Annotated in this window: 23 protein-coding genes and 1 tRNA gene; 18 read left to right on the forward strand and 6 right to left on the reverse strand. The window is 66.2% G+C overall.

The features are described 5' to 3' along the window. Positions 1–42 precede the first annotated feature (42 nt). From HV783_RS01625 to HV783_RS01635, 3 genes are all read left to right on the forward strand, one after another. Positions 43–1,383 carry a replication-associated recombination protein A gene (locus tag HV783_RS01625; RefSeq protein ID WP_049071800.1) on the forward strand — a complete coding sequence of 447 codons (1,341 nt, stop codon included), beginning with the start codon at positions 43–45 and terminating at the stop codon, positions 1,381–1,383. Between the two features lie 42 nt (positions 1,384–1,425). Beyond that, positions 1,426–2,772 (forward strand): serine--tRNA ligase, encoded by a 1,347-nt coding sequence (gene serS / locus HV783_RS01630; protein WP_064524647.1) that lies wholly within the window; start codon positions 1,426–1,428, stop codon positions 2,770–2,772. Between the two features lie 300 nt (positions 2,773–3,072). Further along, positions 3,073–3,321, forward strand: a complete 249-nt coding sequence (locus HV783_RS01635; protein ID WP_080977324.1) for a hypothetical protein — start codon at positions 3,073–3,075, stop codon at positions 3,319–3,321. Between the two features lie 247 nt (positions 3,322–3,568). Here HV783_RS01635 and HV783_RS01640 read toward each other — a convergent pair whose 3' ends face one another. Together HV783_RS01640 and HV783_RS01645 are read right to left on the reverse strand one after the other, a co-directional pair. Then, positions 3,569–3,904 carry a virulence factor gene (locus HV783_RS01640; protein ID WP_054501704.1) on the reverse strand — a complete coding sequence of 112 codons (336 nt, stop codon included), beginning with the start codon at positions 3,902–3,904 and terminating at the stop codon, positions 3,569–3,571. A gap of 339 nt (positions 3,905–4,243) precedes the next feature. After that, a complete protein-coding gene (locus tag HV783_RS01645) occupies positions 4,244–4,747 on the reverse strand; it encodes an ASCH domain-containing protein (protein WP_054501703.1) in 504 nt (167 codons plus the stop codon). A gap of 189 nt (positions 4,748–4,936) precedes the next feature. On the opposite strand from HV783_RS01645, the gene HV783_RS01650 reads away from it, so the two are divergent. Both HV783_RS01650 and HV783_RS01655 read left to right on the forward strand, forming a co-directional pair. Next, positions 4,937–5,137, forward strand: a complete 201-nt coding sequence (locus HV783_RS01650; RefSeq protein ID WP_049071804.1) for a hypothetical protein — start codon at positions 4,937–4,939, stop codon at positions 5,135–5,137. 47 nt (positions 5,138–5,184) lie between these two features. After that, complete coding sequence (locus HV783_RS01655; protein WP_175188586.1) at positions 5,185–6,384, forward strand: amidohydrolase family protein; 1,200 nt, start codon at positions 5,185–5,187, stop codon at positions 6,382–6,384. Positions 6,385–6,398: 14 nt separating this feature from the next. On the opposite strand, the gene HV783_RS01660 is transcribed toward HV783_RS01655, so the two are convergent. Further along, positions 6,399–7,277 (reverse strand): LysR family transcriptional regulator, encoded by an 879-nt coding sequence (locus tag HV783_RS01660; protein WP_054501701.1) that lies wholly within the window; start codon positions 7,275–7,277, stop codon positions 6,399–6,401. A gap of 158 nt (positions 7,278–7,435) precedes the next feature. Between HV783_RS01660 and HV783_RS01665 the strand changes: the two genes are divergently transcribed. The 3 genes from HV783_RS01665 to HV783_RS01675 all read left to right on the forward strand — a co-directional run bounded on the left by HV783_RS01665 (position 7,436) and on the right by HV783_RS01675 (position 10,568). Beyond that, positions 7,436–8,563: a mandelate racemase/muconate lactonizing enzyme family protein gene (locus tag HV783_RS01665; protein ID WP_054501959.1), complete on the forward strand. Its 1,128-nt coding sequence runs from the start codon at positions 7,436–7,438 to the stop codon at positions 8,561–8,563. Positions 8,564–8,576: 13 nt separating this feature from the next. Beyond that, positions 8,577–9,485: a dihydrodipicolinate synthase family protein gene (locus HV783_RS01670; RefSeq protein ID WP_054501700.1), complete on the forward strand. Its 909-nt coding sequence runs from the start codon at positions 8,577–8,579 to the stop codon at positions 9,483–9,485. A 102-nt stretch (positions 9,486–9,587) separates the two neighbouring features. Then, on the forward strand, positions 9,588–10,568 hold the full coding sequence (locus HV783_RS01675) for a Bug family tripartite tricarboxylate transporter substrate binding protein (protein WP_144655872.1): 981 nt from the start codon (positions 9,588–9,590) through the stop codon (positions 10,566–10,568). 68 nt (positions 10,569–10,636) lie between these two features. Here the strand turns inward: HV783_RS01675 and HV783_RS01680 are convergent. Beyond that, positions 10,637–10,727 (reverse strand) — tRNA-Ser (locus tag HV783_RS01680). 255 nt (positions 10,728–10,982) lie between these two features. Between HV783_RS01680 and HV783_RS01685 the strand changes: the two genes are divergently transcribed. From HV783_RS01685 to yaaA, 3 genes are all read left to right on the forward strand, one after another. Then, positions 10,983–12,227 carry a cation:proton antiporter domain-containing protein gene (locus HV783_RS01685; protein ID WP_175188587.1) on the forward strand — a complete coding sequence of 415 codons (1,245 nt, stop codon included), beginning with the start codon at positions 10,983–10,985 and terminating at the stop codon, positions 12,225–12,227. A gap of 148 nt (positions 12,228–12,375) precedes the next feature. Beyond that, a complete protein-coding gene (locus tag HV783_RS01690) occupies positions 12,376–13,158 on the forward strand; it encodes a 3-hydroxybutyrate dehydrogenase (RefSeq protein WP_049071820.1) in 783 nt (260 codons plus the stop codon). A 16-nt stretch (positions 13,159–13,174) separates the two neighbouring features. Then, positions 13,175–13,945, forward strand: coding sequence for a peroxide stress protein YaaA (gene yaaA / locus HV783_RS01695; protein WP_054501677.1), 771 nt, complete (start codon positions 13,175–13,177; stop codon positions 13,943–13,945). 76 nt (positions 13,946–14,021) lie between these two features. On the opposite strand, the gene HV783_RS01700 is transcribed toward yaaA, so the two are convergent. Then, entirely contained in the window at positions 14,022–16,244 is a 2,223-nt protein-coding gene (locus HV783_RS01700; protein WP_175188588.1) for an FUSC family protein, read from the reverse strand. Positions 16,245–16,684: 440 nt separating this feature from the next. Here HV783_RS01700 and HV783_RS01705 point away from each other — a divergent pair, with 440 nt between their 5' ends. From HV783_RS01705 to pssA, 4 genes are all read left to right on the forward strand, one after another. Continuing rightward, entirely contained in the window at positions 16,685–18,454 is a 1,770-nt protein-coding gene (locus tag HV783_RS01705; RefSeq protein ID WP_255288689.1) for an acetolactate synthase 3 catalytic subunit, read from the forward strand. Between the two features lie 10 nt (positions 18,455–18,464). Next, positions 18,465–18,956 carry an acetolactate synthase small subunit gene (ilvN, locus tag HV783_RS01710; protein ID WP_006217868.1) on the forward strand — a complete coding sequence of 164 codons (492 nt, stop codon included), beginning with the start codon at positions 18,465–18,467 and terminating at the stop codon, positions 18,954–18,956. Between the two features lie 68 nt (positions 18,957–19,024). Further along, positions 19,025–20,041: a ketol-acid reductoisomerase gene (ilvC, locus tag HV783_RS01715; protein ID WP_049071830.1), complete on the forward strand. Its 1,017-nt coding sequence runs from the start codon at positions 19,025–19,027 to the stop codon at positions 20,039–20,041. A 249-nt stretch (positions 20,042–20,290) separates the two neighbouring features. Continuing rightward, complete coding sequence (pssA, locus tag HV783_RS01720; RefSeq protein ID WP_006389119.1) at positions 20,291–21,064, forward strand: CDP-diacylglycerol--serine O-phosphatidyltransferase; 774 nt, start codon at positions 20,291–20,293, stop codon at positions 21,062–21,064. 60 nt (positions 21,065–21,124) lie between these two features. Here the strand turns inward: pssA and HV783_RS01725 are convergent, their stop codons facing one another. Further along, positions 21,125–21,643 (reverse strand): hypothetical protein, encoded by a 519-nt coding sequence (locus HV783_RS01725; RefSeq protein ID WP_175188589.1) that lies wholly within the window; start codon positions 21,641–21,643, stop codon positions 21,125–21,127. A gap of 317 nt (positions 21,644–21,960) precedes the next feature. Between HV783_RS01725 and rpsO the strand changes: the two genes are divergently transcribed. From rpsO to HV783_RS01740, 3 genes are all read left to right on the forward strand, one after another. Next, positions 21,961–22,230, forward strand: a complete 270-nt coding sequence (rpsO, locus tag HV783_RS01730; protein WP_006223612.1) for a 30S ribosomal protein S15 — start codon at positions 21,961–21,963, stop codon at positions 22,228–22,230. A gap of 90 nt (positions 22,231–22,320) precedes the next feature. Further along, a complete protein-coding gene (gene pnp, locus HV783_RS01735) occupies positions 22,321–24,477 on the forward strand; it encodes a polyribonucleotide nucleotidyltransferase (protein ID WP_175142109.1) in 2,157 nt (718 codons plus the stop codon). A 204-nt stretch (positions 24,478–24,681) separates the two neighbouring features. Continuing rightward, positions 24,682–25,410: a hypothetical protein gene (locus tag HV783_RS01740; RefSeq protein ID WP_054501672.1), complete on the forward strand. Its 729-nt coding sequence runs from the start codon at positions 24,682–24,684 to the stop codon at positions 25,408–25,410. Position 25,411: the final 1 nt, after the last annotated feature.

The raw sequence follows: 25,411 nt of genomic DNA on the forward strand, positions 1-25,411 counted from the left end.
TACTGGCTTGATTTCCTTGCCGTCTTCCCCCATCTGCTGCCAATGAGCAACGATCTCTTCGCGGCCGATCCCGCCCATCGGCCTTACGTGCCCCTGGCCGAACGCCTGCGCCCGCGAACGCTGGCCGACGTCGTCGGCCAGTCGCACCTGCTGGGGCCGGACAAGCCGCTGCGCGTGGCCTTCGAGTCGGGCCGCCCGCACTCCATGATCTTCTGGGGCCCGCCCGGCGTGGGCAAGACCACGCTGGCGCGCCTGATGGCCGACGGTTTCGATGCCCAGTTCATCGCCATTTCCGCCGTGCTGGGCGGCGTCAAGGACATCCGCGACGCCGTCACCGTGGCGCAGGTGGCGCAGGGCCAGGGCCGCCGCACCATCCTGTTCGTCGACGAGGTGCACCGCTTCAACAAGGCGCAGCAGGACGCGTTCCTGCCTTACGTCGAAAGCGGCCTGTTCACCTTCATCGGCGCCACCACCGAGAACCCCTCGTTCGAGGTCAACTCGGCGCTGCTGTCGCGCGCCCGCGTCTACGTGTTGCAATCGCTCACGCCCGAGGAACTGCAGCAACTGGTCGACCGCGCCATCACGGCGTTCAACGACGGCCACGAAGAGGGCGCGCGCATCCACATCGACGCAGACGCGCGCGAACAGTTGGCGGCCTGGGCCGACGGCGACGCGCGCCGCCTGATCAGCGCGGTCGAGGTGGTGGCCGAATCGGCGCAGGCCGCCGGCCGCGACACGGTCGACGCGGCCTGGCTCGAGATCTCGCTGTCGCAGAACCTGCGACGCTTCGACAAGGGCGGCGACGCCTTCTACGACCAGATCAGCGCGCTGCACAAATCGGTGCGCGGCTCCAACCCCGACGCCGCGCTGTACTGGTTCTGCCGCATGATCGACGGCGGCGCCGATCCCAAATACCTGTCGCGCCGGCTGGTGCGCATGGCGGTCGAGGACATCGGCCTGGCCGACCCGCGCGCCACCGACCTGGCGGTCAACGGCGCCGACATCTATGAACGGCTGGGTTCGCCCGAGGGCGAACTGGCGCTGGCCCAGGCGGTGGTCTACATGGCCTGCGCGGCCAAGTCCAACGCCGTCTACAACGCCTACAACCAGGCGCGCAAGTTCGCCGCCGAGCACGGCAGCGCGCCGGTCCCGATCCACCTGCGCAATGCGCCCACCAAGCTGATGAAGCAACTGGGGCACGGCAAGGCCTACCGCTACGCCCACGACGAGCCGCATGGCTACGCCGCGGACGAGCAATATTTCCCCGATGGGCTCAAGCCTTCCTTCTACCGGCCGACCGATCGCGGCCTGGAGGCTAAAATCCAGCAGAAGTTGGCATTCCTGCGCGAGCTGGACGCGCAGGAACGCGCCAAGAAACGGTAACGGGCGCCGCCCGTTGCTTCCCGCAATCTCACCGACATCACCATGCTAGACCCGATACTGCTGCGCAAAGACCTGCAAACCGTCGTAGACCGCCTCAAGAGCCGTGGCGTGTCCTTCGACACGGAACGGTTCAACGAGCTGGAGTCTCGCCGCAAGGCGGTCCAGACCGAAACCGAATCCCTGCAAGCCCGCCGCAACGCGCTGGCCAAGCAGATCGGTCAGCTCAAGGCCAAGGGCGAGGACGCCAGCGCCGTCATGGCCGAATCGCAGGCCGTGCCCGAGCGCCTGAAGCAACTGGAAGAAGAGCTGGCCGCCCTGCAGCAGCCGCTCAACGAGCTGCTCATGTCGGTGCCGAACCTGCCGCACGCCAGCGTGCCGCTGGGCGAATCCGCCGACGACAACGTCGAAGTGCGCCGCTGGCTGCCGGCCGCCGCGGGCGCCGATGGCAACCCGCCCGCGCTGCCGTTCGAGCCCCGCGACCACGTCGCGCTGGGCGAACCGCTGGGCCTGGACTTCGATACCGCCGCCAAGCTGTCGGGCGCGCGTTTCTCGTTCATGCGCGGTCCCATCGCCCGCCTGCACCGCGCGCTGGCGCAGTTCATGCTCGACCTGCAGACCGGCACGCACGGCTACACCGAGTGCTACACGCCGTATATCGTCAACGCCTCGACGCTGTACGGCACCGGCCAACTGCCCAAGTTCAAGGATGACATGTTCGCCGTGTCCAAGGGCGGCGGCGACGACGATCCCAAGGTCGACGAGCACGGCAAGCCGTTCGTGCGCGAAGACCAGTACCTGATCTCCACCTCGGAAATCACCCTGACCAGCGTGGTGCGCGACACCATCCAGGCGGCCGCCGACCTGCCGCTCAAGCTCACCGCCCACACGCCGTGCTTCCGTTCCGAAGCGGGCAGCGGCGGCCGCGACACGCGCGGCATGATCCGCCAGCACCAGTTCGACAAGGTTGAAATGGTGCAGGTCACGCAGCCCGACCAATCCTACGAAGCACTGGAGGACATGGTCGGTCACGCCGAGCGCGTGCTGCAATTGCTGGGGCTGCCGTACCGGGTGATGCTGCTGTGCACCGGCGACATGGGTTTCGGCTCGGCCAAGACCTACGACCTGGAGGTCTGGCTGCCGGCGCAGAACACCTGGCGCGAGATCTCGTCGGTGTCCAACTGCGAAACGTTCCAGGCCCGCCGCATGCAGGCGCGTTTCCGCAACGCGCAGGGCAAGCCGGAATACGTGCATACCCTGAACGGCTCCGGCCTGGCCGTGGGCCGTGCCCTGGTGGCGGTGTTGGAAAACCACCAGCAGGCCGACGGCAGCATCGTGGTTCCGCAGGCGCTGCAACCTTACATGGGCGGCCTGACGGTATTGAAGCCCTGACGCCCGGCTGAGCGATCCGGCAATAAAAAAACGGAGCCCGCGGGCTCCGTTTTTTATTGCCGCTCGGCGTGGGCACGCCGCTTGCTGAGGATGCAAGTCGGCCACATGGTGGATGGGGCGGAAAACGCGGCCTATTTATGATCGAGACATATTCCTGTCGTCTCGATGGATTATGTTGGCGACGCCAGTACTGGATTTTGATGTGAGCAATTGTGTATTTTCAATAAAAGGGCCGGATAGTTCGGCACAATACACCTGCGTTCAACGCGCTTCATTCACATAAATAACAAGGAGTTGTCCATGACTTCAAGAATGATTGGAGATTTTCGTGTGAGATGCTCTGTGGCTCAAGATGACGAGCAGGGCTACCGTGTGCAGATATGGACCCGCCGGGTAGGCGGAACCGCGCCGGAAAAATGCTGGACGGTGCCCGGACAGGCGCCGTTCAACAGCTTGCACGAAGCGGAACAGGAAAGCCGGCAATTGTTTGAAGAAATAAACGGCGTTCGTTTCAACGGTGAACCGGAGTTTGCGCATGCGTCCGCATAATGGTTGGTGGCGGGCGTCGAGTGCTCCGCGTCGTTGGATCGATCTTGTTCAGGAAGCGCCGCGTTGGGCCGCAGGCAAGCCCGTCGCGGTGCCGCAGCAGCCGCCCGCCGTCACGGCGGGCAAACCCGTCCAGGCCCCTGTCGCCTGACGTGCCTTCCGTGGGGTACCGGAAATTACCCTGTGGAAAAAAGGCCACTCGCAAGAGTGGCCTTTGTATTTATTGCGGTGGGCTGGGAGCCCGGCGGCATCAACGATGCCAGCCGCCGCGGCCGTGATAGTAGCCGCGATCGGGGCCGCGCCAGTGGCCGCGCGGGCCCCAGTAGCCGCCGCCGCGGATATAGACAGGGGCCGGATAGACCACGGGGGGCGCCACATAGACGGGCGCCGGACGGTAGTAGACGGGGGGCGGCGGGGCGTAGACCGGCGCCGGCGCCACGTAGACGGGCGCGGGCGCGGCGTAGACCGGAGCCGGGTATACCACCCCGGGCACGCCGATCGAGATGCCGACATCCACCCGGGCCAACGCGACGCTGGAGATCAGCAGACCCGCGACACCTGCCCCTGCGATGAGCCATTTTTTCATGTTGCACCTGCCTGCTGCGTGACGCAGCAAAGTTGAGTATTCGTTGACGCTATTTTCGGTCTTTTCGGATCGGCAGGGGTAAGCGGGCGGCCCTCAATAGCGACAATCCGCAACGGGGGCGGGGCGACGAACGTTCCCCATGCTGCGTCGCGGCAGGCCGGCTTCACTCTGGTAAACCCCCGTCTGAAATCGACTGAAATAAGGTGGAATGCGGTGAAGCGGGGGCGGCGAGTTACAGGCAGTCACGATCCTGGGGCCTGATTTCCCCTGGCAGCAACACCGGTGCGCCAGCGCCAGTCGGTTGGCGGCCTGGAGCGGACTGGCAGGGCCGGCGGACGCCTAGGCCTCTTGCGGCTGCTGGCAGCGGAATTCGACCACCCACACCCAGGGGTTGGCGGCCCAGGCGTGCGCGCCATAGCGTTCGCACCAGGTCAAGGCAAAGGCCGTCTGCAGGGGAACGCCGGGCAACAGCGCCGACGATTGGTAGAGCGCCTGGGTGCCTTCGGCGCGCGCGTCGGCGTCCGACAATTTTTGCAGGCGCTGGATGCGCACGCCCACGATTACGGCGGTGGCGAAGGGCTTGCCGGATTCGTCTTCGAGCGTGATGCTCTCGCCCGACCGGCCATAGGGGCAGGTGACCCACGGCGAGGTTTTGCGCAATTCGGTCGCGCCTTCGCGGGTCGGGCCCATGGCCACCCATTTGCCGGAATCCGCCGCATCGGCATACCAGGCGGTCGTCAGCTTGGTGGGCTGCGGTTTGACGATGCGCCGGGTTTGCACCTTATAACCATCCAGGATGGCTTGCTTGAGCGGCTCGCTGAATTGGAGTGCTTGCCTTTTCATACCTGTTGTTCCCCTCACGTTCGACGCTTGCATACCAGCAGTGCTGTGGCCGCGTCGACACGTGCCAACATGGCGGGTTATCCGAAACCTCGCATGGAACAGTATGACGCGTGGCAATCGCCGTGTCAGGCAAACGGTTACTAGTGTGTCTTTTTGAATACGTTCCAAGGTTGTTTGTATACTCGACGTATGAATACTGACCTGCACGATCTCAAGCCCGGTTACTACTGGTACACCATGGCCAACGACCCGCTGGCCGTCATCCACATACACGACGACGGCGGCGCCACGTTGATGGGCACCGACTATCGCCTCGGCGCCGAAGGCGTGGCGGACATGATTCGCCAGGGCCAGCGCTTCTTCTGGATCGAACCGCCGCAGCAGGCCTGATCCGGCGCGGCCGCCCGACGCGGGCAGGCGAGGCCGAGGACCTATCCATGACCGACATGTTGTTAAACGACGTTCGACTGCCCGATGGCGCGGCGGTCGACGTAGCGATATCCCGCGGCCGTATCGAACGCGTCGGACCGAATCTGCAGGCGCCGGCCCATGTGGCGCGGGAAGCGGGTGCCGGCCTGCTGCTGCTGCCCGGTCTGGTCGAGGGGCACACGCACCTGGACAAGACCACCTGGGAATCCCCCTGGTATGTGAATCAGGTGGGGCCGGCGTTGACCGACCGTATCGACAACGAGCGGGCCTGGCGCGCCGCCAGCGGCCATGACGCCGCCAGCCACTCGCGCGCGTTGGCGCTGGCCTTCCTGCGCGAAGGCACTACGCGCATCCGCAGCCACGTCGACGTCGATACCGATGCCGGACTGCGCCATCTGGAGGCGGTGCACGCCACCCGCGAGGCACTGGCCGGCCTGATCGAGATCCAGACCGTGGCGTTTCCGCAGTCAGGGTTGCTGGGGCGGCCAGGCACGGCCGCGCTGTTGGACTTGGCCCTGGCGCAAGGCGCGGATGTGCTGGGCGGGCTGGATCCCTGCGCCATCGACCGCGACCCGGCACAATCGCTCGACGTTCTGTTCGGCTTGGCCGACAAGCACGGCAAACCCCTCGACATTCACCTGCATGAGCCGGGCGACCTGGGCGCGTTTTCGCTCGACCTGATCCTGGACCGGGTGCAGGCGCTGGACATGCGCGGCCGCGTCGTCATCAGCCACGCCTTCTGCCTGGGCGGCGTGGACGCCAAGCGGCTGGACGGCCTGCTCAAGCGCCTGGCCGCGCTGGACGTGGCGCTGCTGACCACCGCGCCGCCGTCGCGGCCGGTGCCTGCGCTGCGCGCCTGTCGCGAGGCCGGCGTGACGCTGTTCGGCGGCAACGACGGCATCCGCGACACCTGGACGCCGTACGGCAGCCCCGACATGCTGGCGCGTGCCATGATGATCGGGTTGCGCAACGACCTGCGCCGCGATGACGAGATCGGCTGGGCGTTCGATTGCGTCAGCGGCGCCGCGGCGCGCGCCTGTGGCTTCGCCGACTACGGACTGACGCCCGGCGCCCGCGCCGACCTGGTGCTGGTGGCGGCCAGCGGCGTGGCCGAAGCCGTGGCGCAGCGCGTCCCGCGTCGCCTGGTGATTTCGGGCGGTGCGGTGGTGGCGCGTGACGGCCGCTTGCTGGATAGCGTGGCGGCGTAGGCGTCGCCTCGCCGTCAGCGGTCCGCCGCCGCCTGGCTCTGCGCCAGTTCCACGAATACCCGCATCAATTCAGAGCGCACGCCGGAGCGCGGCCAGAGCGCGCCGACCGTGCGCACGGGGCATGGCGCCGGCAGCGGCCAGCGCCTGACTGGCGCCGACGCGCCAGTGGTGGCCCAGTCGGGCAATAGCGCCACCCCCAATCCTTCCGACACCAGCTTGGCGATCGAGTCGATGCCGTCCAGCTCGAAGCGCACGTGTGGCCGCAGGTCACGGGCGCGCAGGTAGTCGTCGGCCATGCGGCCGCCCACCACGCTGCGGTCGTAGCGGATATAGGGCTCGCGCGCGATCACCGCCAGCGGGTCGCTCACCGCCATGTCGGCCGGCGTCACCAGCACCAGCGGTTCGCGCCGCAGGTCGCGCCAGACACAGGACTTGGGCAGCGCGAACAGCGGATGCACCAGCAGCGCGCCATCCAGTTCGCCAGCCAGCACCTTGCTGTAGAGCAGGGTGGTGGGCGCCGGTTCGATGTAGATCTCGATGTGGGGATAACACGCCGCCCAGGTGCGCAGCACCGGCGGCATGATGCCGGTGAGCGCGGTGGGCGTGGCGCCCAGGCGCAAGGGGCCGGCCGGCAGGTCGGACTCGGTTGCCGCCGAACGCAGGTCGCGCAGGTCGCGCAGCACGTTGCGGGCGCGCTCCAGGATGCGGGTGCCGGCGGCGGTGGGTTTGACGGTGCGGCCCGAGCGGGCGATCAGCGCGCTGCCCATGTCGGCTTCCAGCGCGCGCAGGCGCTGCTGCACGGTGGCCGGCGTCAGCCCCTGGTGGCGCGCGGCCTGCGCGATGGAGCCCAGTTCCACCACATGTACATAGGTCTGCAGGAATCTCGAATCCATCGGCGGGCGCTCATAGAAGATGCTTTTTACATATTCTAAAGATGGATGAAGATAATTGTTTGTTTCTTTGATGGCGGCAAGAATGCGCTTGAGCGTTGCGCCAGCGCAAGGCGCGCCGGCAGCGCGACCCGCACTATTCCCGTTATCAGGAGCCAGCCGTGCCCATCATTGAATCCATCGACGTTTGCGCCGCCGCGGTGCCCTTGGACAAGGTCACCTCGTTTTCGAACCGCACCGTCTCCACCCGCCACTACGGACTGGTCAAGGTCCGCAGCGCCGATGGCGTCGAAGGTATTGGCTTCTGCTACGTCGGCAGCGCCGGCGGCGCGATCTTCGAGGCCGCCGTGCAGAGCCTGCTGGCGCCGGTGCTGCTGGGCAAGGACTCGCACGCGGTCGAAGGGCTGTGGCAGGCGATGTACCAGGAAGCGCTGCTGCAAGGGCGCCAGGGCACGGTGATGCGCGCGCTCAGCGCGCTCGACATCGCGCTGTGGGACCTGAACGCCAAGACGGCGGGGCTGCCGCTGCACAAGTTCCTGGGCGCGGTCGAGCTGGAGTCGGTGCCGGCCTATGCCAGCGGCGGCTACTACCTGGATGGCAAGACGCCGCAGCACCTGGGCGAGGAAATGGCCAGCTACGTGGCCAAGGGCTTCTCCGCCGTCAAGATGAAGACCGGGCGCCTGTCGCCGCGCGAGGAAGAGGCGCGGCTGAAGGCGGCGCGCGAGGCCGTCGGGCCGGATGTCGAGCTGATGATGGACTGCAACAACGCCTGGCAGGACGTGACCCAGGCCATGCAGTACATCCGCCGCTTCGAGCAGTACGAGCCGTACTTCATCGAGGAGCCGTTCGGCCCCGATGACATCGACAGCCACGCCAAGCTGGCGCGCCTGACGCACCTGCCCATCGCCACCGCCGAGATCGGCTATGGCCGCTGGTATCACAAGGAGCTGCTGGACAAGGGCGCGGCCGGCATCCTGCAGACCGACGCGGCGGTGTGCGGCGGCATCACCGAATGGAAGCGCATCGCGGCGACCGCGGCGAGCTATGGCGTGGTGGTGTGCCCGCACTGGTTCCACGACGTGCACGCGCCGCTGGTGGCCGCCACGCCCAATGCGCGTTATGTTGAATTTTTCTGGGACGACCAGGTCCTGAATTTCCGCAAGCTGGTGGACCGCCAACTGACCCACAAACAGGGGCGTGTGGTGCTGCACCAGGAGCCGGGGCTGGGATTCGGTTTCGATGAACGCATGGTCGAGCGCTACGGCAAGTGGACCCGCGTCGGCCGCTGACAGGAGAGTTTTCATGAGCACACGCGCCGCAGACCGGCCGCAAGGCGTCTATTCCCCGGTCCTCACGCCCTTCAACGCGGACCTGTCGCCCAGCGTGCCGCGCTTCGTCGGGCATTGCCGCGCCCTGCTGGAACAGGGCGCGGGGCTGGCGATCTTCGGCACCAACTCCGAGGCCAATTCGCTCAGCGTGGCGGAAAAGCGCCATCTGCTGGATGCGTTGCTGGATGCCGGCCTGCCGGCCGCGCGCATGATGCCCGGCACCGGCGCCTGCGCGTTGCCCGACGCGGTGGAGCTGACCCGTCATGCGGTCGAGGCCGGCTGCGGCGGGGTGCTCATGCTGCCGCCGTTCTACTACAAGGGCGTCAGCGACGAGGGCCTGTTCCGCGCCTTCGCCCACGTGATCGAGCGGGTCGCCGACGAGCGCCTGCGCATCTACCTGTATCACATCCCGCCGGTGTCGGGCGTGCCGATCAGCCTGGGCCTGATCGATCGGCTGCTGGGCGAATTTCCCGGCATCGTCGCTGGCATCAAGGACAGTTCCGGCGACTGGAACAACACCGCGGCCATGCTGCGCGACTTCCAGCCGCGCGGCTTCGACGTGTTCGCCGGCACCGAAACGGTGTTGCTGGAAACGATGCGGGCCGGCGGCGCGGGTTGCATCACCGCCACCGGCAACGTCAATGCAAGCCCGATCGTCGCGTTGTACCGGTCGTGGCGCGAGGCCGGCGCCGAGGACCGGCAGCGCGCCTTGAACGAGACCCGCGCCATTTTCCAGTCGTACCCGATGATCCCGGCCATGAAAGCCGCGATCGCGCAGCGGCGCAACGATCCGGTGTGGGCCACGGTCCGGCCGCCGCTGGTGGAGCTGGACGCCGCGCAGTCGGCGCAACTGGCCCAGCGGCTGGCGGCCCCCGCCGCCTGACCGCGCCAGCAGGACCCGCAGGACGCCGCGGCCCAGCCGGCCGCGGCCGGCAAGGCTTACCAACAGTCGCCGGGCATGGACCCGGCGCGCGAGGAGACAACCATGCAACGCAGGGAATTCATTACCGGCGCCGCGGCGCTGGGGGCGGCGCTCGTCCTGCCGTCGGCCAGGGCGCAGCAACCGCTGCCGCCGGGCCCGGTCAAGATCGTGGTGGGATTTCCGGCGGGCGGCGGCACCGATGTGCTGGCGCGCCTGCTGGGCCAGAAGCTGGGCGTGATGTGGGGCATCCCGGTGATCGTCGAGAACCGCGCCGGCGCGGCCGGCATCATCGCCGCCGAGCAGGTGGCGCGCCAGCCTCCCGATGGCAACACGCTGCTGATGGCGCACGTCAACAGCCACGGCATCGCGCCCGGCCTGCAGCCCAGGCTGGCCTATTCGGCCGAGCGCGATTTCTCGCCGATCGCGCTGGTGGGCAAGACGCCGACGCTGCTGATTGGCGGCGCGGCGCAGCCGGCCAAGACCCTGCCCGAGCTGGTGGCGCTGTGTCGCGCGCAGCCCGGCAAGATCATCTTCGGCTCGGCCGGCAGCGGGTCGGCGCAGCATCTGGCGCTGGAGATCTTCAAGGCCCGCGCCGGCATCGACGTGCTGCACGTGCCTTACAAGGGCTCGGCGCCGCTGATGAACGACCTGCTGGGCGGCCACGTGCAGTACTGCTTCGAGGGCATGACCACGGCCACGCCGCTGATCCAGTCCGGCAAGGTGCTGGCCTTGGCCCAGACGCTGCGGCAGCGTTCCAGGAGCCAGCCCGATGTGCCGACGGTGGCCGAGCAGGGCTATCCCGGGTTCGAGGCCAGCATCTGGTTCGGCATGGTGGGCCCGGCCAACATGCCCGCCGACATGGTCGCGCGCATGAACCAGGACATCGACCGCGTCCTGGCCATGGCCGACGTGCAGGAAAAGCTGGCGCAGGTCGGCGCGGAAGACGGTGGCGGCAGCGTGCAGCGCTTCGCCGACTTCATGCGCGACGAGCAGCGCAAGTACGCCAAGACCATCCAGGACGCGAAGATCGTGGCCGAGGGGTAGGGGCAGGACTTGCGGCAAGAAGGCAAAGAAAAAGGCCAATCCCGGGGGATTGGCCTTTTTTTGAATACTGGCGGAGAGGGTGGGATTCGAACCCACGGTACGGGGATACCGTACGCCTGATTTCGAGTCAGGTACATTCGACCACTCTGCCACCTCTCCGTGGCTGGATTCCGCAACGGTGAAATTCCAGTGGCCGGTTCAGGGCAAGCCCATCAGCGGTTCCTGGTTTCCCACGATCAGATTCCTGGTCGGAAGAATCTGCGTTGTCGGAGCAGCGAAGCCCGCAATTCTACAGCAAAAAAAAGTTTTGTGTAAAGCCTTTCGATGTTGGGCGCTTCAGACGGTTTCCCCGGCTTCCCGCATGGGTAATCTTTGCTCAGAATCGGACTGTCTCGAATTGCACGCTTCGCGCCGATGAATCTGATCCTCATCCTGTTGCTGGCCGCCGTCCTGTGCGTGCCGCTGACCCAGCGGCTGGGGCTGGGCGCGATCCCGGGCTACCTGCTGGCCGGCGTGCTGGTGGGGCCGTCGTGCCTGAAGCTGGTGACCGACGTGGGCGACATGGTCAATGTGTCGCAGTGGGGCGTGGTGATGATGCTCTTCATCATCGGCCTGGAACTGGCGCCCCGGCGCCTGTGGGCCATGCGCCACGAGGTGTTCACGCTGGGGGCGTCGCAGATGCTGGCCTGCGGGCTGCTGCTGGGGCTGGTGTTCGGCGCCGCGCTGCGCCATCTGGCCGGCATGGGCTGGCAGGCGGCGGTGCTGTGCGGGCTGTCGCTGGCCCTGTCGTCCACCGCGGTGGCCATGCGGCTATTGGAGGAGCGCGGCCTGACGCGCACGCCGATGGGGCGCTCGGCGCTGGGAGTGCTGCTGTTCCAGGACATGGCGGCGATCCCGATGCTGGTGGCGGCCGGACTGCTGGGCAGCGGTGCCGCGTCGGAGCCGTCCTTCAAGGAGGCCTTGATCGCGGTGGCAGTGGTGGCGGTGGCCTACCGGCTGCGGCTGCTGGGCTGGGCCGCCAAGGCGCAGTTGAAGGAGTTGTTCACGGCGGCGGCGCTGCTGATGGTGGTCGGCACCGCCCAGTTGTTCAACTACGCCGGCCTGTCGGCCGGCCTGGGCGGCTTCCTGGTGGGGGTGCTGATGGCCGAGTCGCGCTATCGCGACGAACTGGAAAACGCCATCGAGCCGTTCAAGGGCCTGCTGCTGGGCCTGTTCTTCGTCGCGATCGGCATGTCCGTGAACCTGCACGTGGTGGCGGATCACTGGGCTTTCATCCTGGCGGGCGTGACGGCGCTGCTGCTGGTCAAGGCGCTAGTGCTGTATGGCTTTGCGCGGTTCCTGGGCCTGCCGCGCTATCACCGCCTGCTGTTCGCCATGGTGCTGGCGCAGGGCGGCGAATTCAGCTTCGCCATCTTCAACGAAGCCTGGAGCAACCGTTTGATGGACCTGGACCAGCGCGACGTGCTGGCAGTGGTGGTGGCGGTGTCGATGGGCGTGGTGCCGATCCTCATCAAGCTGCTCGAGCGAGTGCCGGAGCGCCTCGGGGGCATGGCGGACCTGCCGGCGCCGCCGCCCGCCGAGACGGCGCAGGACCGGTCGGATTCCGCGCCGCCGCCGGGCCAGGCGGAGCCATCGGATTCCCCGTCGCCGCGTCCTTGACCCCGCGCCGCGTGGGGGCATGGCATGATGGGCGCCTTGCCGGGCAGCTACACTTGACGCTGTTTTTCAGCCCGTGTTTCGCCCACGGCGGCGACCGGCATGTTCCGGTCGCCGCCCGCCTTCCGCGCCTCGCCACAGGAGAACATCTATGCTCAAAGGAAAAGTCGCAGTCGTCACCGGTTCCACCAGCGGGATCGGCCTGGGTATCGCCACCGCGCTGGCCGCGCAGGGCGCCGATATCGTCCTGAACGGCTTCGGCGACGCCGCCGAGATCGAAAAGGTGCGCGCCGGCCTGGCGGCCCAGCATGGCGTCAAGGTGCTGTATGACGGCGCCGACCTGTCCAAGGGCGAGGCCGTGCGCGGCCTGGTCGACAACGCGGTGCGCCAGATGGGCCGCATCGACATCCTGGTCAACAACGCCGGCATCCAGCACACCGCGCTGATCGAGGACTTTCCCACCGAAAAATGGGATGCCATCCTGGCGCTGAACCTGTCGGCCGTGTTCCATGGCACCGCCGCCGCGCTGCCGCACATGAAGAAGCAGGGCTTCGGCCGCATCATCAACATCGCCTCGGCCCACGGCCTGGTGGCCTCGGCCAACAAATCCGCCTACGTCGCCGCCAAGCACGGCGTGGTCGGCTTCACCAAGGTGACCGCGCTGGAAACCGCCGGCCAGGGCATCACCGCCAACGCCATCTGCCCGGGCTGGGTGCGCACCCCGCTGGTCGAAAAACAGATCTCGGCGCTGGCCGAAAAGAACGGCGTCGACCAGGAAACCGCCGCGCGCGAATTGCTCAGCGAAAAGCAGCCGTCGCTGCAGTTCGTCACGCCTGAACAACTGGGCGGCACGGCCGTCTTCCTGGCCTCCGATGCCGCCGCGCAAATCACCGGCACCACCGTCTCCGTCGATGGCGGCTGGACGGCGCGCTGATCAAAGGAACCTCCGAATGCTGTTTCTGCTTTCCCCCGCCAAGAAGCTGGACTACGACTCGCCGGTGCACGTCGAGACGCACACCCAGCCTTTGTTCGTGGACCAGGCCGCCGGCCTGATCAAGGTGCTCAAGACCAAGACCGCGGACGACATTGCCGAACTGATGAGCCTGAGCCCGGCGCTGTCCGAGCTCAATGTGCAGCGCTATGCGCATTGGAAGCGCACCTTCACGCAGGCCAATTCGCGCCAGGCCGTGCTGGCCTTCAACGGCGACGTCTACGAGGGCCTGGAGGCTTCGACCCTGTCGGCCAAGCAACTGGACTGGGCCCAGGAACACGTGGCCATCCTCAGCGGCCTGTACGGCGTGCTGCGGCCGCTCGACCTGATGCAGCCCTACCGCCTGGAAATGGGCACGCGCTTGGAAACGCCCAAGGGCAAGAACCTGTACGAGTATTGGGGCAGCGGCATCGCCGAGTACCTGAACGAGCGCCAGGCCGGGCAGAAGGCGCCGGTCATCGTCAACCTGGCTTCCGAAGAGTATTTCAAGTCGGTCGACCTGAAGGCGCTCAAGGCGCGTGTGGTGCAGTGTGTGTTCCAGGACTGGAAGAACGGCGCCTGGAAGATCATCAGCTTTCACGCCAAGCGCGCGCGCGGCCTGATGGCGCGCTACGCCATCCTGCACAAGGTGTCCAAGCCCGAAGGCCTGCACGGCTTCGACCTGGAGGGCTACAAGTACGACGCCTCGGCCTCGACCGAGGACAGGCTGGTGTTTCGCCGCAAGCTCTGAGCGGGACGCGGGTAGCGCGGAAAACCGGCCCCGAAAGGGCCGGTTTTTTTGTTCCCGCGAAGCGCGGCGGCTCGATTCAGGCTGGCGCCGCGACCGGCGGCGCGTGCTGCGGATCGGCCAGCGCCAGCAGTTCCTGGCGGATCATGTGCGCAGCCTTGATCATCTGCTTGACGGGATAGACCAGCGCCGCCTGCTCGCCTTCGGTGTCGAACTGGGTCGGCAGGTCGGCGGGGGGCTGCGCGCGGTTCTCGTCGAGCAGGTCGACCATGCCGGCCAGCGCCCGCTGCACCGCCTCGGGCGTAGCCGGCAGCGCGGCCAGGATGGGAATGGCGGCGGTGATCTGCGAGGCCAGCACGTGGTTCTGGATCAGCAGGTTGTTCAGCTCGGGCACGCTGACCTGGTGCGACTTGGGCTCGCTCATCATGCGGTAGAAGGCCTCGGCGAAATTGCTGAAGGCGATGTGCACGTTCTTGCGCGCCAGGCGCCAGGCCAGGTCGGCGTCGGTGACCGCCGGGGTGGCGTCTGCGGCCGCGCTCACCGGGGCGCCATGCGCCTGCATCGCTTCCACGTAGCGCATGCCGGCCACCAGGTATTCCCGGTTGGCGCGGGTGGCCGCCGCGGCCAGCGGCTTGAGGTAGCGCGCCTCCCACCAGGGCAGGATGTAGCTGCACACCAGCGCCAGCGCGCAGCCGATCAGCGTGTCGATGGCGCGTTCGCCGATCACCGCCATCGACACCGTGCCGGGCGAGACGAAGTGGAACACCAGCACCACGAACAACGTATTGAAGATGGCGCTGGCCATGTAGTTCAACTGCACCATGCTGTTGCCCATGATGCAGGCGCCCAGCAGCACCGCGAACAGGATGGCGGGCTTGTCGGTGACGTTGAACAGCAGCAGCGCGCAGAGGCAGCCGATCAGCGTGCCCATCAGGCGCCAGCCGTTGCGCTGGCGGGTCAGCGCGAAGCCCGGCTTCATGATGATGACGATGGTCAGCATGATCCAGTAGTTGTGCGCCGAGAACGCCGGCGACAGCCAGCGGCTGGCCAGCGTCATGGCGATGGCGGCCGCCGCCGTCACGCGCAGGGCGTAGCGAAAGTGCGGCGAATCCAGGCGCAGGTTGCTGGTCAGCAGGCCGAATCGGAATTCCTGGCGCGAGATGAAGCGCGTCAGCGATTTGTTGATGCGCAGCACGTCGGTGGGCTTGGCGTGGGGCGAGGCGGCGGTGTGGTCGGCGAGCCGGTCGACGATGCGGGCCGAGTTGCGCAGCCGGCGCAGCACCTGCACGATCAGCGCCAGCATTTCGGGCTCGCGTTCGCCCAGGCCCTGTTGCTTGAGCTGTTCGATCTCGTATTCGATGGCGCGCAGTTCGGCCTTGGCGCTGCTGCGGTACTGCACCTTGCGGCCGCGCGACACGTCCAGCGCAATGCGGTTCAGCTCCAGCGACATCTTCACCAGCGCGTCGCGCATGAACATCAGGCAGTCGTTGCCGGCCAGCGCGCGCCGCAGGGCCGCATAGTCGGTGTGGGTGGCCACCAGCGTGTCCAGCAACTGCAGCATGTCGACGAACATGTTCCAGAGCATCACGCGGTGGCGGTCGCCCAGGCCCTTGCCGCGGGGCAGTGCGCGCAGCACCATGTCGCGCGCGGCCTGGTGCTTTTCGGTCATGACCGACTGGCGCTGGATCAGGGTGCGATAGGCCTCGTCCAGGTCGGCGGTCTCGTCGTAGAAGGCGGCGCGCGCGGCGACATAGTCGGCCGTGGCGAACAGCGCCACCGACATCGCCTGTTGTTCTTCCCGCAGCCAGAACAGCCGTGAAAATCCCAGACTGAACGCTACGTAGAACAGCGCCCCGCCCAGCGTCGCGGCGGCGTGCGCCAGCACCTCGTGCGGTTCCAGCGGCGAATGCATGGTCAACGTCATCAGCAGCAGGCCGGCAAAGCCGATCAGGCCGCCGCGCTTGCCGAACACCGTGAACATCGAATAGACGAAGCACTGCGCGATGACCACCAGCCAGATCAGCACCGGGTTGGTCGAGGCCAGGCCGGTGATGATGACGGTCAGCGTGCCCAGCGCGGCGCCGCCCAGCATCTCGTTGGTGCGGTGCCGCTGCGGCCCGCCGGGTTGGTCGATGATGGCCAGGCATTGCGCCCCGAAGGTGGCCACCAGGCCGGTGGTGTAGTGACCGAACAAGCCGCCCAGCACCAGGACCGGCAACAGCATGCCGACGCCCTGCCGCACTCCGCCGAAGAAGTAGTGGCTGTAGAGAAAACGGCGAATGCTGGCAATGCGCAGATCCATGGGCGGCGGGACTCGAATCCGGGTGACGTGTCAAGTATAGAGAGGCCGGTCGCGTTTTAGGGGCCAGATGGTTACCAGACTTTCCCGCATGGCGCGGCGCGACTTCCGTGCAACGTCCGCGGAACCTCGATTTGCTACGTTTGACGCAACGCGGTAAATTGCTCCACTTGCGCCGGTCTGCCTATCCGAAACCGGCGCGATGAGGCGGATGGCCAGGGTCACCTCCCAGCCATCTTGCAGCAGACCTATTTGCCGTTGGCCGCGCCACAAGCGTGTGTTGCCAAGGCTTCCATTTCGACCTCCAGCGTCCCCCAGGGGCGTTTGCACTGCGTTCTGTCGAACGTATGTCGGGTCGGCAGGGTGTCCGGGTGGCGTGGCTCCGTGAGCCGCTAAGCGCCGGATCATGTTGCCGTAGCCGGCATGGGTTCCGTTGCCGCCGTATCCGGGCGCGCAGCAGTCAGGGTTGCAGGGCCGGTTTTGAAAGGAATGACAACATGGAAATGAATGGCGCCGATATCGTCGTGCGCTGCCTGGCCGATGAAGGCGTGGAACACGTTTTCGGCTACCCTGGCGGCGCGGTGCTCTACATCTACGACGCGATTTTCAAGCAGGACAAATTCCAGCATATCCTGGTTCGTCACGAGCAAGCCGCCGTGCACGCGGCCGATGCCTATTCGCGCTCGTCGCAGAAGGTCGGCGTCTGCATCGTGACCAGCGGTCCGGGCGTGACCAATGCCGTCACCGGCATCGCCACCGCCTACATGGACTCCATCCCCATGGTCATCATCAGCGGGCAGGTGCCCACTGCGGCCATTGGCGAGGACGCCTTCCAGGAATGCGACACCGTCGGCATCACCCGTCCCTGCGTCAAGCACAACTTCCTGGTGCGCGACGTCAAGGACCTGGCCGAAACCATGCGCCGCGCGTTCTACATCGCGCGCACCGGCCGTCCCGGCCCGGTGCTGGTGGACATCCCCAAGGACATCACCGTCGCGCAGTGCAAGTACACCCCGCCCAAGGGCGAGATCTCGATGCGTTCCTACGCGCCCGTCAACAAGGGCCACCAGGGGCAGATCAAGAAAGCCGTGCAGATGCTGCTGGCCGCCGAGCGGCCGATGATCTACACCGGCGGCGGGGTCATCCTGTCGAACGCCGCGCCCGAGCTGAACAAGCTCGTGTCGCAACTGGGCGCGCCCTGCACCAGCACCCTGATGGGCCTGGGCGGCTTCCCGGCCAGCAGCGGCCAGTTCGTGGGCATGCCCGGCATGCACGGCACCTACGAGGCCAACATGGCGATGCAGCACTGCGACGTGCTGCTGGCCATCGGCGCCCGCTTCGACGACCGCGTGATCGGCAATCCCAAGCACTTCGCCCAGAACGCCCGCAAGATCATCCATATCGATATCGACCCGTCGTCGATCTCCAAGCGCGTGCGCGTGGACGTCCCGATCGTCGGCAACGTCAAGGATGTGCTGGCCGACCTGAGCGCGCAGTACGAGGCCGCCTCGGCTGAGCACAAGCCGGCTTCCATCGCCAAGTGGTGGGAGCAGGTCGAGACCTGGCGCGGCAAGGAATGCCTGAAGTTCGCGAATTCGGACGAAGTCATCAAGCCGCAGTTCGTGGTGGAAAAGCTCTGGGAAGTGACCGGCGGCGACGCCTTCGTCACCTCCGACGTGGGCCAGCACCAGATGTGGGCCGCGCAGTACTACAAGTTCGACAAGCCGCGCCGCTGGATCAACTCCGGCGGCCTGGGCACCATGGGCGTGGGCCTGCCGTACGCCATGGGCGTGCAGATGGCCAATCCGGGTCATGACATCGCCGTGATCACCGGCGAGGCCTCGATCCAGATGAACATCCAGGAACTGTCGACCTGCGCCCAGTACCGCCTGACGCCCAAGATCGTCTGCCTGAACAACCGCTTCCTGGGCATGGTCCGGCAGTGGCAGCAGATCGATTACGGCTCGCGCTATTCCGAGTCGTACATGGATTCGCTGCCCGACTTCGTCAAGGTGGCCGAGGCCTACGGCCACGTGGGCCTGCGCATCGAGCGCCCGGCCGACGTCGAGCCGGCGCTGCGCGAAGCGTTCAAGAAACACAAGGAGCGCCTGGTCTTCCTGGACTTCATCACCGACCGCACCGAAAACGTGTGGCCGATGGTCAAGGCCGGCCGCGGGCTGACCGAAATGCTGCTCGGCTCTGAAGACCTGTAAGGAGGCCACCATGAAGCACGTGATTTCCGTCCTCCTCGAGAACGAGCCCGGCGCGCTGTCGCGCGTGGTCGGCCTGTTCTCGGCGCGGGGCTACAACATCGAGACCCTGACCGTGGCGCCCACCGAGGACGCCACACTGTCTCGCATGACCATCGTCACGACCGGCTCGGACGAGGTCATCGAGCAGATCACCAAGCACCTGAACCGCCTGGTGGACGTGGTCAAGGTCGTGGACCTGACCGAAGGCGCGCACATCGAGCGCGAGCTGATGCTCGTCAAGGTGCGCGCGGTCGGCAAGGAACGCGAGGAAATGAAGCGCATGGCGGATATCTTCCGCGGGCGCATCATCGATGTGACCGACAAGTCCTACACCATCGAATTGACCGGGGTGCAGGAAAAAGTACAGGCCTTCCTGGAAGCCCTGGACCGCAGTGCCATCCTGGAAACCGTGCGCACCGGCGTGTCCGGCATCGGCCGCGGTGAACGGATTCTGAAGATTTGACCGGCCTTCCAGGCCAAGCCGCACCCTACATACGAACCAACGAATATCCAAGATATCTGGAGCACCCCATGAAAGTTTTCTACGACAAAGACTGCGATCTCTCCCTCATCAAAGGCAAGACCGTTGCCATCATCGGCTACGGCTCGCAAGGCCACGCTCACGCCCAGAACCTGAATGACTCGGGCGTGAAGGTCATCGTCGGCCTGCGCAAGGGCGGCGCTTCGTGGGACAAGGCCGCCAACGCCGGCCTGCAGGTCAAGGAAGTGGCGGAAGCCGTCAAGTCGGCCGACATCGTCATGATGCTGCTGCCCGACGAGAACATCGCCTCGGTCTACAACAAGGAAGTGCACGCCAACATCAAGGCGGGCGCCGCCCTGGCCTTCGCCCACGGCTTCAACGTCCACTACGGCCAGGTCGTGCCGCGTGAAGACATCGACGTCATCATGATCGCCCCGAAGGCCCCCGGCCACACGGTGCGCAACACCTACAAGCAGGGTGGCGGCGTGCCCCACCTGGTGGCCGTGTACCAGGACAAGTCGGGCGCCGCGCGCGACGTGGCCCTGTCGTACGCCAGCGCCAACGGCGGCGGCCGTGCCGGCATCATCGAAACCAACTTCCGTGAAGAAACCGAGACCGACCTGTTCGGCGAACAGGCCGTGCTGTGCGGCGGCACCGTCGAACTGATCAAGGCCGGTTTCGACACGTTGGTGGAAGCCGGCTACGCGCCCGAAATGGCGTACTTCGAGTGCCTGCACGAACTGAAGCTGATCGTCGACCTGATCTACGAAGGCGGCATCGCCAACATGAACTACTCGATCTCGAACAACGCCGAATTCGGCGAGTACGAGACCGGCCCGAAGATCGTCACCGACGAAACCCGCAAGGCCATGCGCCAGTGCCTGACGGACATCCAGACCGGCGAATACGCCAAGAAGTTCATCCTGGAAAACGCCGCCGGCGCCCCGACGCTGACCTCGCGCCGCCGCATCAACGCGGAATCGCAGATCGAAGTGGTGGGCGGTAAGCTGCGCGCCATGATGCCCTGGATCGCCGCCAACAAGCTGGTGGACAAGTCCAAGAACTGATTCCGGGTTTCGATTCCGGTTTCCGCGCGGGGTTTGCGCCCCGCGCGCGCCGGCCGAAAGCGGCATGCCTGGCGAGGGCATGCCGTTTTTATTTGCGCAGAAAGTGCGCGAAGGCGGGCGCGCCGCGGGAAGCGCGGGCGGGCTTTGCGCGCCGGCGGGGCCGGATCGCGGCGGGCACGGCCCTTGCCGCGGCCCGTTGCGAGGCCAGATGAGTTAACCTTTCAATGTCTGTCGTAAGTAATTGAGACCATGCCCAATTTTTCCATGCGCGATTCCGAGAACCGCCACCGAAGCATCTACCTGCTGCCCAACGCATTCACCACCGCGGCGTTGTTCGCGGGGTTCTATGCCGTGGTGCAGGCCATGAACAACCGCTTCGAGGTCGCCGCCATCGCCATTTTCGTGGCCATGGTGCTGGACGGCATGGACGGCCGGGTGGCCCGCCTGACCAACACCCAATCGGCCTTCGGCGAGCAATACGACTCGCTGTCCGACATGACCTCGTTCGGCGTGGCGCCCGCGCTGGTGATGTACGAATGGATCCTGAACGACCTGGGCCGCTGGGGCTGGCTGGCGGCGTTCGTCTACGTGGCCGGGGCCGCGCTGCGCCTGGCGCGCTTCAATACCAATATCGCGGTGGTCGACAAGCGCTATTTCCAGGGCCTGCCGAGCCCGGCGGCGGCGGCATTGGTGGCCGGTTTCGTCTGGCTGGCGGTGGACAACAAGCTGCCGATCCACGACAGCGTGATGGCCTGGGTCGCGTTCACGCTGACCATGTACGCCGGCATCACCATGGTGTCCAACGCGCCGTTCTTCAGCGGCAAGAGTTTCGCCCTGGGCCGCAGCGTGCCGTTCTGGGGCATCCTGCTGGTGGTGGCGGTGTTCGTGTTCGTGTCCAGCGATCCCCCGGTGGTGCTGTTCGGCCTGTTCGTGCTGTACGGCTTTTCGGGCTGGGTCATCTGGGCCTGGCGCTGGAACCGTGCCCGCCGGCTGCAGCAGGAGCGCCGCGGCCAGTCGTCCTGAGCGCGTCGCCCGCCAAACGAAAAACCCGCCTGGATGCAGGCGGGTTTTTTCATGGTGGCATCAGCGCCACATGAAGCGGTCATCGTCGTACATCGGGTCCGGGCCGGGATGGAAGTGCGTCACCCCGTTGCCGTCGCGGCCCATGTAGACGTACATCAGCGAATTCCAGACGCTGTTTTCCTTGTAGCGGTACGACCAGATCACCTCGCGTTTTTCGCCCAGGCCGGCCTGGTCGATGCGGGCCGGCGGGCCGAACTCGCAGCGCACGCGCTCGGGGCTCCATTGGCCTTGTTCCAGCACCTTGAAGTGGGCGTCGGTCAGCAGCGGCATGACGTGGTCGACGCGGCCGTCGGCGCCGACGTTGGCGCCCCAGGCATACTGGCCCATGGGTTGCTGCGTCCAGATCACGCGGCGGCCGCCGTTGGCCTGCGGGCATTCGAAGTTGGGGCGGCCGAACTGGGCCTGGACGTCGGCCAGGGGCGTGCCGGGGGCGACCTGGGCCAGGTTGGCGCAGGCGCCCAGGCTGGCGAGGGCCGCAGCGGCCAGGGTGGTGCGGGCAAGTTTGTAATAATTCGACATATTGTTGCTCCTGTGGCCTCCCGTCGAGTCGGCGGCGCGACTCACGGCGGCGGGGCGGTGGCGTCACTGGGGTAATTCTAGCGAATCGGCTATAATCAGCAGGCTTTATCAAGTGTATTGATTTTGCAAGATGCTTTGCGCCGGCAACGGGGCTGGCTGGAGCGGGAGCAAATAAGGCGCCAAACCTTGTTCTCCGGCATTTCCAGGGTGGTCCCGAAGCAGCAGTGAGAACGCAACAACGCTTATCGCCGGCCGCGATTTTTTTCCAAACCACGTCAGGGCGCCTCGGCCCTGTCGCATGTCCGAAGAGGTCATCAATGTCTGTAGCTGACATCAAGAAATCCGATATCGTTGCGCAGTTCCAACGCGCTCAAGGCGATACCGGCTCCCCCGAAGTCCAGGTGGCTCTGCTCACCGCCCGTATCAACGAACTGACCGGTCACTTCAAAGAACACATGAAGGACCATCACTCGCGCCGCGGTCTGCTGCGTATGGTCAGCCGTCGCCGCAAGCTGCTCGACTATCTCAAGGGCCGCAATCCCGATTCGTACCGCGCACTGATCGAAAAACTCGGTCTGCGCAAGTGATCGACGGGGCTGGCTCCCCATGACGCAACCGTGGTCGGTGCGACGCATGTCGCGACGGCCACGGTTTTTCATTTGTAAGGAATAATCGTCATGTTCAATAAAGTGACTAAATCGTTCCAGTACGGCCAGCACACGGTCGTCCTGGAAACCGGCGAAATTGCTCGCCAGGCCTCCGGCGCCGTGGTGGTGTCGATCGAGGACACCGTCGTCCTGGCCACTGTCGTGGCCTCCAAGAAGGCCAAGCCGGGCCAGACGTTCTTCCCGCTGACCGTCGACTACATCGAAAAGACCTACGCCGCCGGCCGCATCCCCGGTGGTTTCTTCAAGCGCGAAGGCAAGCCGTCCGAAAAGGAAACGCTGACCTCGCGCCTGATCGACCGTCCCCTGCGTCCTCTGTTCCCCGAAGACTTCTACAACGAAGTCCAGGTGGTCATCCACACGCTGTCGGTCAATCCTGAAATCGACCCCGACATCCCCGCGATGATCGGCGCCTCGGCCGCGCTGGCCATCTCCGGCATCCCCTTCAACGGCCCGATCGGCGCCGCCCGCGTGGGCTACATCGATGGCCAGTACGCCATCAACCCGACCGCGTCGCAACTGAAGTCCTCGAAGCTGGACCTGGTGGTCGCCGGCACCGAAAACGCCGTGCTGATGGTGGAATCGGAAGCCGACCAGTTGTCCGAGGAAATCATGCTGGGCGGCGTGGTCTACGGCCACGAGCAGATGCAGGCCGTCATCAACGCCATCCACGAACTGGTCAAGGACGCTGGCAAGCCCGATTGGGACTGGCAGCCGCCCGCCAAGGACGAGGCCCTGATCGCCGCCGTCACGTCGGCCGCCCAGGAAGGCCTGAACGCCGCCTACCAGATCCGTGAAAAGCAGGCCCGCACCACCAAGCTGCGTGAAGTCTACGCCGACGTGTCGGCCAAGCTGAACGCCGCCGCCGCCGAAAAGGGCGAGCCGGCGCCGGACGCCGTCACCGTCGACAACATCCTGTTCTCGCTGGAATCGGCCATCGTCCGTGGCCAGATCCTGAACGGCGAACCGCGTATCGACGGTCGCGACACCCGCACCGTGCGTCCCATCAGCGTGCGCCTGGGCGTGCTGCCGCGCGCGCACGGCAGCGCCCTGTTCACCCGTGGTGAAACCCAGGCGCTGGTCGTGGCCACGCTGGGCACCAAGCAGGACGAGCAGATCATCGACGCGCTCATGGGCGAGTACCGCGATCGCTTCATGCTGCACTACAACATGCCTCCGTTCGCCACCGGCGAAACCGGTCGCATCGGCGTGCCCAAGCGCCGCGAAATCGGCCACGGCCGCCTGGCCAAGCGCGCGCTGATCCCGCTGCTGCCGGCCCCGGAAGACTTCCAGTACACCATCCGCATCGTGTCGGAAATCACCGAGTCCAACGGCTCGTCGTCGATGGCTTCGGTCTGCGGCGGCTCGCTGGCCATGATGGACGCCGGCGTGCCGGTCAAGGATCACGTGGCCGGCGTGGCCATGGGCCTGATCCTGGACGGCGGCAAGTTCGCCGTGCTGACCGACATCCTGGGTGACGAAGATCACCTGGGCGACATGGACTTCAAGGTCGCGGGCACCGAAAACGGCGTCACCGCGCTGCAGATGGACATCAAGATCCAGGGCATCACCAAGGAAATCATGCAAGTGGCGCTGGCGCAAGCCCGCGAAGGCCGCCTGCACATCCTGGGCAAGATGAAGGAAGCGCTGGACGGTTCGCGTGGCGAGCTGTCGGCTTTCGCCCCGCGCATGCTGACCATCAAGATCAACCCCGAGAAGATCCGCGACGTGATCGGCAAGGGCGGCGCCACCATCCGCGCGCTGACCGAGGAAACCGGCACCCAGATCGACATCTCCGACGACGGCACGATCGTGATCGCCAGCGTCGACGAAGCGCAGGCCAAGGAAGCCCAGCGCCGCATCGTCGAGCTGACCGCCGACGTCGAAGTGGGCCAGATCTACGACGGCTCGGTGCTGCGCCTGCTGGACTTCGGCGCCATCGTGCAAGTGCTGCCGGGCCGCGACGGCCTGCTGCACATCTCGGAAATCGCCAACTACCGCATCGCCAACATCAACGATGTGCTGAAGGTCGGCCAGCAAGTCCGCGTCAAGGTCATCGAGGCCGACGACAAGGGCCGCCTGCGCCTGTCCATCAAGGCCATCGGTGGCATCGAGCAGCAGCAACCCGCCGCTGAAGCCGCCCCGCAAGCGGAACCGCAAGCCGAATAAGGCCTGCCTTTCCTGCTGGAGCAAACGGCGCCGCGAGGCGCCGTTTTTTTTGCCCAGGCGCGGCGCTGATTCATCTCCTTTCGTCTTTGAATCCCCGGTATCTCCCATCTTCGCACGGCTTACGGTAAAGTCTTGCGCGTGACACGAGCGCCGGCGCGGCGCAAGCCGGCAAGGCGCCAACAGGGGGATTCGGATGGATCGAGCATGACGCGAGGGCGAGGATTCGCCGCGGCGGCGGCCGTGCTGGCGGGGATGCTGCTGGCGGGATGCATGTCCGCTCCGGGACCGGGCCAGGGCTCGCCCAAGGGCGAGGGCATGTCGGCCGACCAACTGGTGCAGACCGATTTCAACCGTACCGTCACCCTGGAAGTGCGCGACAACCTCGCCAGCCTCTACAGCCTGCTGGACAAGCTCTACCGGCGCAATCCGCGTGAATGGCGCAAGACCGGCGCGCCGGATCACGCCACCGCGGTCTCGCGGGTCAAGCATGCGATCGAGGTGCGCATCCCGCCCGCCGACCTGGCCGGCCTGCACGACATCCAGATCCTGGCGGTGTCGCTCGATCCCAACTACAGCGGCGACCGGGTCGGGGCCTTCATCTACGGCCTGGCCGACACCATCATCGCCGCCCACAATGGCAAGACCCGCCTGTACGCCACCGACGCGCTGGACGGGCAGCGGGTCTACAATGCCGCACGGAACGTCGAGGCGGCGGCCTGGCTGCTGGCGTCGCGCCGCAACAACCAGGGCGAACCGCTGCTGCTGGCCAACGAGATGTCGCCGCAGGCCACCAACCTCAGTTTCGAGCGCGAGTTCGGCGCCATCATCGGCCGGCTCGACCTGATCGCCAACCTGCTTGGCGAGAACTCGCGGCGCATCGGCATCAACTATGCGCAAGGGCTATTGCTGTTCAATTTCCTGCCGGTGCGCTAAC

The sequence above is a fragment of the Achromobacter dolens genome, from assembly GCF_902859745.1.
In the GTDB taxonomy this organism is placed as follows: domain Bacteria; phylum Pseudomonadota; class Gammaproteobacteria; order Burkholderiales; family Burkholderiaceae_B; genus Achromobacter; species Achromobacter dolens.

Coding starts and splice junctions, on each gene's coding strand:
- yaaA (WP_054501677.1), top strand. CDS start 13,175: ATGCTGTTTCTGCTTTCCCCCGCCAAGAAGCTGGACTACGACTCGCCG.
- HV783_RS01675 (WP_144655872.1), top strand. CDS start 9,588: ATGCAACGCAGGGAATTCATTACCGGCGCCGCGGCGCTGGGGGCGGCG.
- pssA (WP_006389119.1), top strand. CDS start 20,291: ATGCCCAATTTTTCCATGCGCGATTCCGAGAACCGCCACCGAAGCATC.
- ilvC (WP_049071830.1), top strand. CDS start 19,025: ATGAAAGTTTTCTACGACAAAGACTGCGATCTCTCCCTCATCAAAGGC.
- HV783_RS01700 (WP_175188588.1), bottom strand. CDS start 16,244: ATGGATCTGCGCATTGCCAGCATTCGCCGTTTTCTCTACAGCCACTAC.
- HV783_RS01640 (WP_054501704.1), bottom strand. CDS start 3,904: ATGAAAAAATGGCTCATCGCAGGGGCAGGTGTCGCGGGTCTGCTGATC.
- HV783_RS01670 (WP_054501700.1), top strand. CDS start 8,577: ATGAGCACACGCGCCGCAGACCGGCCGCAAGGCGTCTATTCCCCGGTC.
- HV783_RS01650 (WP_049071804.1), top strand. CDS start 4,937: ATGAATACTGACCTGCACGATCTCAAGCCCGGTTACTACTGGTACACC.
- HV783_RS01660 (WP_054501701.1), bottom strand. CDS start 7,277: ATGGATTCGAGATTCCTGCAGACCTATGTACATGTGGTGGAACTGGGC.
- HV783_RS01655 (WP_175188586.1), top strand. CDS start 5,185: ATGACCGACATGTTGTTAAACGACGTTCGACTGCCCGATGGCGCGGCG.
- pnp (WP_175142109.1), top strand. CDS start 22,321: ATGTTCAATAAAGTGACTAAATCGTTCCAGTACGGCCAGCACACGGTC.
- HV783_RS01645 (WP_054501703.1), bottom strand. CDS start 4,747: ATGAAAAGGCAAGCACTCCAATTCAGCGAGCCGCTCAAGCAAGCCATC.
- HV783_RS01740 (WP_054501672.1), top strand. CDS start 24,682: ATGACGCGAGGGCGAGGATTCGCCGCGGCGGCGGCCGTGCTGGCGGGG.
- HV783_RS01685 (WP_175188587.1), top strand. CDS start 10,983: ATGAATCTGATCCTCATCCTGTTGCTGGCCGCCGTCCTGTGCGTGCCG.
- HV783_RS01635 (WP_080977324.1), top strand. CDS start 3,073: ATGACTTCAAGAATGATTGGAGATTTTCGTGTGAGATGCTCTGTGGCT.
- serS (WP_064524647.1), top strand. CDS start 1,426: ATGCTAGACCCGATACTGCTGCGCAAAGACCTGCAAACCGTCGTAGAC.
- HV783_RS01625 (WP_049071800.1), top strand. CDS start 43: ATGAGCAACGATCTCTTCGCGGCCGATCCCGCCCATCGGCCTTACGTG.
- rpsO (WP_006223612.1), top strand. CDS start 21,961: ATGTCTGTAGCTGACATCAAGAAATCCGATATCGTTGCGCAGTTCCAA.
- HV783_RS01725 (WP_175188589.1), bottom strand. CDS start 21,643: ATGTCGAATTATTACAAACTTGCCCGCACCACCCTGGCCGCTGCGGCC.
- HV783_RS01690 (WP_049071820.1), top strand. CDS start 12,376: ATGCTCAAAGGAAAAGTCGCAGTCGTCACCGGTTCCACCAGCGGGATC.
- ilvN (WP_006217868.1), top strand. CDS start 18,465: ATGAAGCACGTGATTTCCGTCCTCCTCGAGAACGAGCCCGGCGCGCTG.